Genomic DNA, 14587 nt, shown 5'->3' on the forward strand with positions numbered 1-14587 from the left:
AATCACCTTTCCAGTAAACCTAATTTTTCATAAAATTAATTAATACCTATAGCAAAATTCATTTAACTTATCCTCTATTAATCTAATTTCATCACTAAATTCAATATTTTTTTCCCATAGCTTTGTATTTTTAATTGATATATTAGGATTAAAATACTGCTGTTTTTTAGTGTGTTTTGAAGAATCAATGCCAGCAAATTTTAATACCTCATTTATTGTTTTATCATAATTATATATAAAATCTTCGAATTTTACTCTTAAAACTCTATCATCGTCTTTTTCATATTTTAAATGTTCTCTTAATAGCCTATACCATTTTATGTAAACATTAACATCTTCAGTAGGTATCCATCCTTCTCGCCAATACTTTTTATTTAAAATATATAAATCTCTCGGATCTCTATCAACAACTATACACTTTAAATTATTAAAATAGTTCAAATACCTTTCTGTGTTATTAGGTGGTATAAGCTGATCTAATACTAAATATTCAAATTCATTATTTACATCTAATTCATAAAACAACTTTTCAAAATATTTTCTTGTATTTTCAATAAATCTATCACGTGCACAGGAATAATACATTTTTGACCTTTTATAATAAACCACAAACTCATAATCGTGCTTTTTGCCAAATAAACTGTTTTTAATTCTTTGTATTTTTCCTGGTATTCCATATCTAATTTTTCTCTCTATTTTTCCATATCTTAAAGGCTGTTGTAACCAAAATCCATCCCATTCTACATCAATTAGACTATTTATGTACTCATTTGTAATTTCTTTGAATTTATTATTAAAAAATCTTTCATAATTAGGTGCAATATTGTTTGTTAATTTTTTAAATCTATAAATAGCTTCATCAACTTTTAATCTATGCATATCATCTACTATATAATGTTGCAAATCCGAAATTCCGTCTACATCGTGAGCTATTGAAAATTCAAAATCTCCCATAGACTTAACATTTTCAAATTCTTTAAACAAATCCGAAACAGCAGAAGAACCGGTACCCCCATAACTTGCACAGGTAATAATTTTTTTTAAATTATGCAAGCAAAACACCTCCAAATTAGTTCACTCATTAATATTATTTGCTATTTTAAAGAAACTTTTATAATAATTAATTTTATATATGTCTTCATACCTTCTAAACTATTTATAAATGCCAAAGATTCAATCGTCTTTTTATTTTCTATGTACATTTTTTTTAGTTCATTTCTCATTTCTTTGTATTTTAAATTCTCATAAATTTTTTTTATTATTAATCTTGGAATTAAAAAATGTTCGATTATAAATATTGATTTCTGTGCAACCTTCTCATTTAATTTTTCCTTATTAGTATCAAACCAATTTAAAAGGTTTCGCCAAGTTTCTAAACCATTTAAATTTAATTGTGAAATATTATTTTTTGTTAAAGAATTTTCTCTAATTCTATATAAAACTAAGTATTCTTTAACACAGCATACTTTCGCAACACTTGTAACTTTAATAAAAAATTCTGCATCCTCAGCCCATTTAGCCTTTGGCGTAAAAAATATATTGTTGTCAATTAATATACTTTTTTTTACAATCCATGTACTTGTCTGTCCCCAAGTTTTAAATTTTAGATAATCAAATAAAATATTACCTTCTCTCCATTTCCATTTTTGTTTTACTTTTTCTCCTTTATCTGAATACCAATTAGTATATCCACAGTAACAAGCATCCATCTTAGTCGTAATAATTCTATTAATTTGCTTTTCAATTTTTTCTTTTTCCCAAACATCATCTGAATCAAGAAATGCAATATATTCACCATTTGATTCTAAAATTCCACGATTTCTTGAAACAGACACACCAGCGTTTTCTTGTCTTATATATTTTATATTACTAAAGTCTTTACTTATACTCTCAACAACTTGCTTTGTATTATCAGTACTACCATCATCTACTATTATAATTTCAATATTTTTATATGTTTGATTTAAAACAGACTCTACAGTTTCTTTAATATAATTACCACAATTAAATGCAGGTATAACAACTGAAACTAATGGTTGCAAAATATTCACCATCCTTAAGCTATACTAATTCATTAATAAAATTTTTTAATTCATTCGATATTTTTTCTGGGAGAAAATCTTTTATACGCTCTTTACTTTTTCTTGAATAATGCTCATAAACGTTATTGTCTTTTAACATCGTTGCGATTTTTTCAGCCATCATTTCTTCATTGCCAACTTCACAAATCAAACCATATGTATTATTCTTAAGTATTTCTTCTACTCCAGGTAAACTATTCGTTGCAACAATTGGTAAGCCAAAACTCATTGCTTCCAATATAACAGTTGGTAATCCCTCTGCAGGACTTGAATGAACAAATAATTTAGCAGCAGCATAAAAATTATAAACATCTAATCTGCTTCCAACAAAAAATACTACATCATCTAAATTCAATTCACTAACAAGTTTTTCAACACTAATTCTTTCTTCACCATCACCAACAAAAACCAACTTATTATTAATTCCATATTTATCTCTTAAAATTTTAATTGCTCTAACAACAGTTTTTTGATCCTTCTGTTTACTAAATCTACCAACCATCAAAATAAATTCACCATATTTTTCTTTTAATTCATTTACAAATTCCCAATCAACTTTTTTGTTAGAAATCGATACAGGGTTATATATTTTTTTAATATTTGTACCATCAAGAATTCTATTACCATAAAGAGCTGCCTGCTGCATCCAATCAGATAATGTTACCAAGTTTTTAATTTTAGAGTATAATGTAGCATACCCATGAGATAATAATAAATATTCAGCTAGTGCTCCATGAAGCCAACAAATCTTATAATTAGATTTTATAAAATTATTTGCTACAAATGTTAAGTCATTATAATGACCTGAGAAAGCAATTACAATATCATATTTATCTTTTCTTTTTATAAAAAAGAGCTTTTTAAAAAACAAATAAACTACTAATGCTATATTTATTAATGGATATGCATATTTCCCCCACCACCATCTTTTTGCTCCATAGCTATAAGTTTCGGGGCATTCTTTTCTTGATAATTTATAGTTAATTATTTTACACCCATCTGGTAACTCTTTTAACATCTCATTTTGATTTGGTGCAAGATTATAAACGTCTATATCATATCCCATATCCCTAAATATTTTTATATAATCAATTCCAACTCTTTCTATACCACCAAATCCTAATCCATCAAATACAAATGCTACTTTCACATTTATCCCTCTCTTATGTTCATTTTTAGCGGCCATTTTCCACAAATACGATTTTATCACATTATAAAACAAACTACAAATAACTTAGAAGCAGAAATTAAAATTTTAAAAAATTATTAAATTTTACACTTTAATTATCGATTTGAAAGCAAATAAAAAGCTATTGGTTATATTAACCAACAGCACATAACTTGATTATTTCTTTATAAATTTTTTCTTTATTTTAATTATAATTTCATCTACCTCAGGTATTCTTAAAAATATAATAACTAAACCGTATATTATAATAGCAATAAAAATGCTAATTATTAATGCTTTGTTGTTTGTTAAATACCCTTTCAAAAATTCAAAACAAATCTTTGATACAATTCCCATTACTAATGAAGCTATTAATATCTTAACAAATGTTAATAGCATATCTCGCAGCCCAATTTTACCAATTTTCTTTCTAATACTAATAAATAAAAGAAAAGTACAAAACAACATTGAGATACTTGTTGCAAAAGCTATTCCAGATATACCCATATACTTACTTAATATGAAATCAAGTATTATGTTTAAAATAATAGCTATTACAGCATTTACAGTTGGCGTTTTAGTGTCCTTCATTGAATAAAAAACTCTCGTAAGAATATCTCTTTGTCCGTAGGCTATCATCCCAATTGAATAAAAAAGTAGTGCTTGCGAAGTCATAATTAAAGCCTTTTCATCAAAGGCTCCTCTACCAAAAAGCATTTTTACAATTGGTTTTGAAAATACCATTGCACCTACTGTTGCTGGTATTATTAAAAGAGTCATTAAATTTATCGATTCACTTATTGAACTTTTTAAACCATTGATATCATTTTCTGAGACTTTAAGTGACAATATTGGATATATAACTGTTGATATCGATGTTACTACTATATTTATTACAAATAAATTTAATTTATTAGCGTAATTTAAAGCTGAAATTCCTCCTTCTACAACAGCAGAAGCAATTGTTCTATCAACTAAAACACTAATTTGTCCAACCGATGCACCTAAAATAGCAGGTAGCGTAACTAAAAACATACTTTTTAAATGTTCATCTTTTAAATTTAAATTTTTGCTGAATTTATATCCACATTTTTTTACATACGGTAACAAAAATAACAACTGAACTAAATAAGAAATAATTATTCCTATGCCAAGAAAAATATTATTAATCTTTGCTGCAAGAACAATGGAAATTATTACTGCTATACTTGAAGGTATGCCTAACAATGCAGGTATTGCAAAATTATTATTTACTTGTAAATATGCAGCAAGGACAAATACTGTACCTGTAAAATAAACAGCAAAAATACTTATTCTCGTAAACGTTATAGCTAATTTTAAAGTTTCACCAACAAAACCTGAAGCAAAAATTTTAACTATTGGTTCCGTAAATGTAAAACTTATTATCACAATAATAGTGCTTATTAAAAGCAAAAAATTAATTAAATTATTAGTAAATAAATTTGCCTCATCTGTACCCTTATTTCGTTTTATATCGCTATACATTGGTATAAAGCCAGTATTTAAAGCAATACCAATGAAACTAAAAATAACTGTTGGGATTGTAATCGCAACTAAATATGCATCGCTGACATTGTTAGCACCGATAAAATATGATAAACACACTTCTCTTAGAAAGCCTAATACTTTTGCTAAAACTGTAAGTATCATTAGTAAAAACGCTGTTTTTTTCATCTTACACCCCTGCTTTCAACCTCAGATCTTAAGGCTAATTTGAGTTTATTCAAATCATCCAAACTATCAATTTCATACCAATCACTACCATCTATTTTTTTAATATATACATCTAAGTTTTTAATATTATTTTTGACTATATTATCCCAGTACAAATTATGCCAATCTTCACTTTTCACTAAGGCTTCTTCAATCTTTTTAATGAGATACTCACCATCCTTATTAGACCAATAGGATACCCCAGACATTATATATCCTTCTCCACTTGAAATTTTAATATCATTAACTTTATTATTTTCATCAAAAATTAGCATCCATTCTTCACTATCAACCTTCTTCTTACCCGCAAAATATGTTGAATTTGCTAATTTTTTTTCTAAAAAATTTCTACTTAAATAAGTATCCGCATCTATAACATAAGAATTAGGCAAATATTCTCTAACCAAATACATAGTGTATATATTATTATAAATATTATATTTATCATTATAAACCAATTTAACATTATATTTTTGTTTCAAATAATTAAATTTTTCATTTAAATACCCTGTAACCACAATGATCTCATTTATATCTATTTCATTTAAAAATTCAATTTGTCTTTCAATTAAAGGTTTACCATTAATTTGTATTAAAGATTTCGGTGTTTCATAAGTAATTGGTCTTAACCTTGTTCCCATTCCTGCAGCTAAAAGAATCGCTCTCATTTTCTCCTCCTATTAATTTGTTTTAATAGATTTTTTCTCAGTTAATTTATCACCTATTATAACTAAACTTGTTCCACAAAACACTATAATACATCCTATTAAGACGTTTAGTGAAATTTTTTGTGAAAATGGTGGTAACATTTGTATTATAGGTATCCATAAAACATAAGTTATATTAAGAATCATTGCTGGTGCTACACTAATGTACTTTATTGATACATACCATAATATATAAGATGCACCACCTATAAAAGATCCTAATATAAATACAGGCCAAATAAGTGATCTTTGAATAAATGCAAATGTATCTGAGAAATTAATGCCTCTATAAAACTCCCATACATAAGAAAATTCACCACTTGCAAATACAAAAACTATTAAGCAAGTTAACAATATAAAAATTGAATACAAATGTCTTATTGTAATTGTAACTATAGGATTTACATCATCCTTTATTAACATATATCCAAAAATAGCCTCCAATCCCCAACCAAATGCAGGTATTAATGCTAAAAGATAAACTATAATACTTGCATATTGAATTTGATAAGTCGTAATAACACCTATTACAGCAATAATACCTCCGATAATCTTTGCCTTTGGTAATCTTTCTTTAAAAACTAAAAATGATGCTATTGCTCCTACAACTGGATAAAGAGAAGATAATGCCCCCGCAATAGGAGCTGAAATTGCACTTGCGATTGCATAAGGTATTAATCCAAAAGGCCCTGCTAATATTGCAGCTGGTATTATACCAAAACCTTTTTTTGAAAAAAAGACACTTTTAAATTCATTCATTAAATTTTTTTTACTTAAAACAATTAATTCAAATACAACATTGAAAAATAAATCAACAATAGAAATAAGTAATGTTGTAATTAAAATTAATAATATTCCTTTAGCACTTACTAAATCTCCCTTAGCATTACCATACAGGTTTAATACTGTATATAATATTACAGTATATAGTGCCCACGTTAATCCTGATAATAAACCTATTAAATTACCCTTTTTACTCATTTTTTCAACTCCTTATTAAAGATTAGTATTATTTAATTCCTTTAAATTTCTCCTACATCTTAAATATCTATTAATACCATAATCACCATAATTTTCACCTTTTGCCTCTTTAATTACAGTCCATATGCTCCATAAAAAATCTTGGCATATTTTATGAATAAGTAATCTAATTTTTTCATTATTTGGAGCTTCTCTTCCAAAATATAACTTCAAAAGAAGTTCCTCTTGTTCTTCATTTAATCCATTCTCTAAAGAAAAAGCCGCTAAATCCCACATATTATCGTTTAAACCGCTATATTCCCAATCAATTAAATACATTCTACCATTTTTATCTTTTATAAAATTTTCTGCAACAGTATCATTATGTGAAGGAACAAGTTTAAAACCATTGTCATACAAGAGTTTCTTTAATCTTACTACGTCCTCTTTTACAATGTTATATTCATCATAGAATTTAGCTCCTGATTTTAAAGCTAAATGTTCATACATTTCTATTTTTGAAAAAACATCAAATTCGTTCTTCATAGGTATATTGCTATTATGCAATTTGTGTAGAATATTGGCTACTTTTTCAATATTTTTTTTAGATTTAGCTGTGTCAGGATTTAAAGTTTCTGCTCCATCTATCATTTTAGAAATTTTTATACCATTATCTTCATTAAAATATATAATTTCTGCATCTAGACCATAATCAGCAGCCAGCTTTGAATTAATCATTTCATAATGTCTATCTATCATTTCTTCAGTTCCAATTCCTGCAATTCTTAATATATATTCTTTATCCTTAACTACAACTTTATAATTTTTATTAGTCATTCCTCCAATTTGAACAATCTCCTTTATATTCTCCTCTTCAATATTTAAAGCCAATTTTACTTGTCTTTTTATCTTTTCTATTTCAAAATTGACTTCTCTCCTTTTAATTATTGGATAAATATATTCCTTTACCCTCTCATATTGTTGTTCATTATCTATTTCTCCCCAAATTAAGTCATTTATTTTTAAATAACCAACTTTGTAATTTCTAGCAACATCTAAAAGCGTATATTCATAATTCATATATTGATTTTCATTATTTGAAAACTCTTTTAACATTAATTCAAATAACTTATAGGAAATTTTACTAACACCTATCATTTCTCCATCTATTCTATTAAATTGATGAATATCTTTAGATATTTTATATAAAGAACCATCTCTAATTTCTACAAAAGCCTCATCCCCTGAACCACTTTCTGTTGTCAACACAATGCAATCTCTGTTCTCATTGTTTATTAATATTTCGATTAATCTATTTTCAAAAATCAAATCATTTTCTATTAATATAAAATCATCCGTTATATATTTTTTTGCTAATTCTAATGAATACATACTTCCAGTCCACTTATATTCAGGATTATTAACACAATATATATCAACATTTTGTTTAGCATAAGCTTCATAATATTCTTTTTGATACCCAGTAACTATAACGATTTTCTCTATTTTATTTTTTCTTAATTGTTTTACTATCCTATCTATAATTTTAAAATTTTCAATTTCTAAAAAACCTGGTGGTCTATCAAAAAACTTATTATATCCAGCCCCTAATATAACAGCTTGTTTGATATCTTTTTTTGTACCTTTATGTAAATTTAACCTTTTTTCCTTTTGCTCTTTTATCATACTCTCCAAAAAATATAAACCATAGTTTGTTAATTCATACTGAACTTTATTTCCTTCTGTTGATATACATATTAATTCATTATCTTTTAATTCTTTAATTAATGAATTTACTTTTCCCAATGATATATTTAACTCTTCAGCTATTTTTCTTTGAGTTATATTATTATTATCATTGATTAATTTTAATAATTCAACTTTCACAATTATTCCCCCTAAAAAAATGGTGATGTTCATAATATGAACATCACCATTATAACAAAATAAACAATTATTGTAAACAATTAATTTTTTATCAATTTACTAAAGATCCTAAATTATATTACTTAACCACAACTCTACAAGTCCTCTTATATCCGCCATCATTAGTCCTTACAGTTATTAACGCTGTTCCTCTTCCAACTGCAATAACATTTCCATTAGAATCTACTTTTGTAACCCTTAAATTACTTGATGCCCACTCCACTTTTTTATTTGTTGCATTAGTTGGAAGCACAGTTGCAACTAATTTGTATTTACTTCCCTTCTTTAATGTTAAAGAAGTTCTATTCAATTTAACTCCATTCACCTTTATAGGTTGTTTAACAGTTACTGTACATCTTGCAGTATATCCACCATCTTCTGTTTTTACTATTATATCTGCAGTTCCTGCTCCTACTGCTGTTACCCTTCCATACTTATCAACTACTGCAACTTTTGAGTTGCTACTACTCCAAGTTACTCCCTTATTTTTTGCATCCCTTGGTGTTATAGTTGCTGTTAAATTGAAGTTTTCTCCTTTATACACTGTTTTATTTGTTATATTTAATTTAACTCCGGTAACCTTAATTTCTGAATTTGTCATAAATTGAGCTTCTGCCAAAACACCGTCATATGAATAATAGTATGGTGTAACATATATTGTATAAAATGTTGAGCCCTTTAAACCTGTAATTGATGTATTTAATACACCATTATTTGTGTAGCTATCAGTATTTGCTAAAACTTCATATGTCTTTTCCAACTCCCAATTTAAATTGTAAGCCTCTATTTTAAACTTCGTAGCAAGATGATTTTTATCACTTATAATATTAAAATTAGCACCATCAGCAAATGTTGTTATATTTTCTATACTTGGTCTTAACTGTATTCTATCCTCAAATGTTAAAGAAGTTGTACTTACTTCAATTGTTTTTTTAATAAACAAATCGTTTTCACTACTTCCGCCCTCAAAGTATATTTTATAATTTTTATTTGGAAGCAGATTATCTAATTTAATTGGATAATCCTTTATATTGGTGCCACTAATGTTTAAATTAATTTGATTTACTATTTCATTAGTTTCAGCATCATAAGCATATATTTTAGCATAATCTAAACTTTTAGTACCTTCATAATATGCCATTAAATCAATGCTTTTATAATTAGTATTATTAACTAACAAATCAAATTTAGGTAGTTGTATAACGTTTTTATCTTCATCAGTTTGTTTATATGATAAAGTCCATCCAAATGTATAATTAGATAATGTACTGAAAAAATCTGCATCACCATAAGCACTAAACATATTTACATCATTATAATCGGATATTATGTGACTTTCCGAAGGAAAATCTTGTATAAATTCTAATAAATCAATCACTTTATCCCATTGTCCTGTTTCATTGTTATACTTAGGCAAAGGGTTAACAGTAGGATCCATAGGTATCCATCCAATATTTGGATAATACACCTCAACCCAAGCATGATAAGTATATGTCACATCATTTGGAGTACCATCTTTAGGCAAACCTCCATAATATCTAAAACCAATAACCATTCTTGCAGGTATCTTCTGAACTCTCAAAAGAGCAATTAAAAGTTCTGAATAATCTTCACATACACCTTTTAAATTATCAATTGCTGATTGTGCTCCTCTATTTCCATAAGCATAGTTATACTCCATTGAAAATTGAACCCATTCATATGCCTTTAAAATTTTATCATATACATTTTTTTCAGAGTCCAGCAATTCATGGCTTTTATCAATAATTGGTTGATAGCTCGTTTCGATTTTAGGTTCTTCGCTAATATATCTTTGATATTCACTAAAATTTGAATAATCAGGATTTATCTTTAGAACATTAATATCATAAAAATGTGGTGATGCAATTTCAATTTTTTGAACAATAGATAGTCGATATTTCTGGTTTGCTTGAATAACTGGAATTTTTACTCGTAAATTTCTATCACCAGTTTCCTCATCAACAAATATATAGTAATCCTGTATATCCTTATTAGCTAAATATACCTCTAATTCAAATTGATAAATTGAATTTATTTCATTTCCTATATCCACAATAACATTTACATTTTGAATTTGTTTATCAGATGTATTATAAAATTCTACATATGTCTCTAAATATCTTTCTTGTCTATTTCTAAGTTCATAATATGGATTAGATAATAACTTATGGTATTTTTCTATTCTATAACTTGAATATTCTACAGGAGTGAATTTCTTTCTGTTTTTTAATTCATTTTCAAGTTTACTTTTATCCTTTGTCTCTAAAATTCTAATTTCACTATTTGATGACGGCTGTTTTTTTACTGTAAGAACTTTTACAGTTTGGTCTGTGCTGTTATCTATAACATTTGCCAAAACACCATTAAAATTAACAAACAAAAGAATAAAAACAATAAAAATTGATACTATTCTCCTTTTATTTACCATTTTATTTCCTCCATCCACTCAAAAATAAAAAACCATCCCTAATTACATAAATCAACATTATTCCCTTCACCCCATCTCCACTCCTTAAATTTAATTTTATATACATATATTACCATAAGACAATATATAATAGAACAATTATTTCGTAGTTTTAAAAATTTTTCTTTTCCCTTTTAAACCTTTATTAGTTCAAAAATAATAAATAAGCAAAGCAGATAAAAAGCTTTGCTTATTTATTTATCTAATTATTTTAACTTGTTATTTATTTTATTTATTGTCTGAGGTCCTACCATTCCATCTACCTTTAATCCATTTGCTCTTTGGAAGGCATTTACTGCATCCCTTGTTGCTGTTCCATAATATGTTGTTGTTGTTGATTTATAATATCCAAGTCTCTTTAACGCCTCCTGCAGCATCTTTACATCTTCTCCTGTAGTTCCTAACTTCAGAGGCCTTTTGTATGTTAGCTGTAAACTTTTGTTTATAGGAGTTTGAATATTCATACTACCTCTACTTACATTTGAGGATTGACTACTTCTTTGCAACATACTATTTATTTTATTTATTGTCTGAGGTCCTACCATTCCATCTACCTTTAATCCATTTACCCTTTGAAAAGCCTTTACCGAATCCCTTGTTGCTATTCCATAATATGTTGTTGTTGTTGATTTATAAAATCCAAGTCTCTTTAACGCCTCCTGCAGCATCTTTACATCTTCTCCTGTAGTTCCTAACTTCAGAGGCCTTTTGTATGTTAGCTGTAAACTTTTGTTTATAGGAGTTTGAATATTCATACTACCTCTACTTACATTTGAGGATTGACTACTTCTTTGCAACATACTATTTATTTTATTTATTGTCTGAGGTCCTACCATTCCATCTACCTTTAATCCATTTACCCTTTGAAAAGCCTTTACCGAATCCCTTGTTGCTGTTCCATAATATGTTGTTGTTGTTGATTTATAATATCCAAGTCTCTTTAACGCCTCCTGCAGCATCTTTACATCTTCTCCTGTAGTTCCTAACTTCAGAGGCCTTTTATATACTAATACTAATGGTTCCCTCTCAACAGTAAACTTTATCTCTTTTTCATCATCAAAATCATTTCTGCTTGTTTTATCCTTAACCCTAACCTTCAATACATATTCACCTATTACAGTCGGTGTAAATGAAAAAGTTTTACTTTCTTGATTTCTACTACTCAACACTTTTCCATCCTTTAATACTTCAAAATAATATATTTTCCCCTTTGAAGTACCATTAATAGCATCTACATTAAATGTAGCCGTTTTGTTTTCATATATTTTTTGTACTGTAGATGATATGCTATTTATCTTTGGTACATCATACACCTTAAAATTAATAGAAGTATTAATACTTGACTCTTCCTCTAAATCATTTTGTTTTATATCGATCAATACTTTATAGTTTCCAACAGTTTTTGGTGTAAAGGTAAATACTTCACTATCTGAGTTTTCAAATTTAGCTACCTCTTCTGTATTATTTTGAACTATATATGAATACTTGTTGTTTGTATTATAGGTATTTACCTTTATATTTACAGGTTGTCCAACTAAAACTTCACTGTAATCAATCTCTACAGATTTTAAAACAGCATCCATATTCACTATATTTGTTTTTGGATAATAGAAGGCTAATATGTCTCTATAACTCTGTCCTGCATTTGCTCTGTTTATTGCTCCATATTGGCTCATTCCTACTCCATGGCCATATCCCTTACCCGAAAACTTATATATGTCATTCTCTTGATCATAACTAATATAGTATAATGAACTCAACAATGGGCTATCCACTGTTTTACCGTCAACTTTTTTATTTAAAAAGCTTCTTGATGTAGTCTTGTCCAACTTTTTTGTATATACAACTCTAAAATCTACTACATTACCATTGCTATCCTTAATTATATCTATTCTATCAAATTTATCATTTGATTTGAGAACACCTTTATTTCTTAATATAGAATCAATTTCTGATGCCTTTAATTTTTTTGTACTGTTTTTGTATATAAAATTATACACGTCCTCATTATTTTGTTTTTCAATATTTATATCAACTAAATCATCTGATGTATCTTGCAATCCACTATCTTTTAATACCACATAGCATTCTAAAACCAATGCTTTTATTCTTTCACTTTCAAATCTTTCTACTAATTCGTTTTCTATGAATATTTTGTTAAATTTATGATTCTGCAACAATAGACCATTTGATAACATCCTCTGTTCAATATCATCACTTTTAAATGTTTTAACCCAAGTAAATTTTTTTAAATTTGTAGCAACATTAGGATCATCAAACTCATCATACCTTGATAACAGATATGGCAAATCACTTGTCCATACATTCACACTCTTTTCAGTGTACCCTCCATTACTTGCAGAAAAATATGTGCTAACTAAGCTTCCGTTATATGTTATAACCTCTCCCTTTGTTTCTCTTATTGCCTTTTCAATATTTTCCTTATGGGGAAGTTCATATTTACCTAATGGAAGTCCCCTATATACCTGAGAAGACTCGCTGTCATATAAATCAAAACTGCTTTTAGGTTTAATATTATTTAAAGCATATGTTCTTGCTGCTACTGCCTGTGCCTTATAAGCCTCAAGCGGAACTCCAAAACCAATTTCATAAGGTACAACACCAACAAGATATTTTTCTATTTCTATTTTATTTATAGGAACGATGTTTGTCCCACTTATAAAAAATCTAAAATCTCCTAAATATGTTCTTGTAGCTATACTGCATATAGTTACACTTGATTCTTCTAAAATAGGCTCAAGTTCAACTATGCTTGTACTATTTTGATATATAAACTTATATTTATTGTCCTTATCATCTTTTAAATACTTACTATATGCTATTTTACCATTTTGCAGTTCTAACTTAATCTGTGAATTCTGTGGCAGTATCTCTTTAAATGCTTCTACTTCCTGACCAGCAGAATTTACATTCTTTAGCTTTAATACATAATCTCCATTTAATGTTAGCTGCATCTGATTAGACTTCATAGTGTCTAAATATACTCTAAGTTTTGTGTAATAAAGTTCTGGAGATACTGCAGCAAAGACTAAAGCATTGTTTAATAAAAAAGTAAGTAAAATAAAAATAGAAATTAATTTTTTTTGCATTTATCAACCCCCCTTTAAAGCTATTCTACATTATAAAGGTTAAAAATTCAACAAAATTTAGCCAATTTCAGAGATTTCGCATCTAATTTCCAGTAAAGCTTTTTTCTTTATAGGAAATTAGATTTTTTCTATTTTATTGAAATTTTGGAAGGGAAAAAGGCCGTAGGCCATGTATATAGATACACCTTCCCCCTCCCCATCATAATGAAAAGCTGTATTTCCAATTTTATTATCGACTATGCGGTGTTAAAAATTGGATTAATCCAATTCATAATTATCAACATTTCATCTTTCAAATCTTCTATTATATTTATCTGCAAAAGCCTTTTTTCTCTGAATCCTCGAATGTTTCTAAAAAAGTATAATTGGGTTAAGTTAAAGGCTATTATCATGAATCCAACTATAGCCTCTAT

9 protein-coding genes are annotated in these 14587 nt (G+C 27.4%); all 9 read right to left on the bottom strand.

Annotated elements, in window-relative coordinates:
* Positions 1-39: 39 nt before the first annotated feature.
* Positions 40-1053 (bottom strand): sulfotransferase family protein, encoded by a 1014-nt coding sequence (locus tag BUB63_RS08005; protein WP_051350699.1) that lies wholly within the window; start codon positions 1051-1053, stop codon positions 40-42.
* Between the two features lie 41 nt (positions 1054-1094).
* Positions 1095-2042, bottom strand: a complete 948-nt coding sequence (locus BUB63_RS08010) for a glycosyltransferase family 2 protein (RefSeq protein WP_051350698.1) — start codon at positions 2040-2042, stop codon at positions 1095-1097.
* 19 nt (positions 2043-2061) lie between these two features.
* Positions 2062-3231, bottom strand: coding sequence for a glycosyltransferase (locus BUB63_RS08015; RefSeq protein WP_027309096.1), 1170 nt, complete (start codon positions 3229-3231; stop codon positions 2062-2064).
* A 195-nt stretch (positions 3232-3426) separates the two neighbouring features.
* Complete coding sequence (gene murJ, locus BUB63_RS08020; protein ID WP_073248959.1) at positions 3427-4944, bottom strand: murein biosynthesis integral membrane protein MurJ; 1518 nt, start codon at positions 4942-4944, stop codon at positions 3427-3429.
* The gene (locus BUB63_RS08025) at positions 4941-5651 is read right to left on the bottom strand and encodes a CTP--phosphocholine cytidylyltransferase (protein ID WP_027309094.1); all 711 of its coding nucleotides are present in this window, start codon (positions 5649-5651) and stop codon (positions 4941-4943) included. Before BUB63_RS08025 ends, murJ begins: the two co-directional genes overlap by 4 nt.
* Positions 5652-5663: 12 nt before the next feature.
* Positions 5664-6671, bottom strand: coding sequence for a hypothetical protein (locus tag BUB63_RS08030; protein ID WP_027309093.1), 1008 nt, complete (start codon positions 6669-6671; stop codon positions 5664-5666).
* A 15-nt stretch (positions 6672-6686) separates the two neighbouring features.
* Positions 6687-8537: a phosphotransferase gene (locus BUB63_RS08035; RefSeq protein ID WP_242947359.1), complete on the bottom strand. Its 1851-nt coding sequence runs from the start codon at positions 8535-8537 to the stop codon at positions 6687-6689.
* Between the two features lie 118 nt (positions 8538-8655).
* Positions 8656-11025, bottom strand: a complete 2370-nt coding sequence (locus BUB63_RS08040; RefSeq protein ID WP_073248963.1) for an Ig-like domain-containing protein — start codon at positions 11023-11025, stop codon at positions 8656-8658.
* A 245-nt stretch (positions 11026-11270) separates the two neighbouring features.
* Positions 11271-14174, bottom strand: coding sequence for a SpoIID/LytB domain-containing protein (locus BUB63_RS08045; RefSeq protein ID WP_073248965.1), 2904 nt, complete (start codon positions 14172-14174; stop codon positions 11271-11273).
* Positions 14175-14587 lie beyond the last annotated feature (413 nt).

It is taken from the genome of Caloramator proteoclasticus DSM 10124 (assembly GCF_900129265.1).
GTDB lineage: Bacteria > Bacillota > Clostridia > Clostridiales > Caloramatoraceae > Thermobrachium > Thermobrachium proteoclasticum.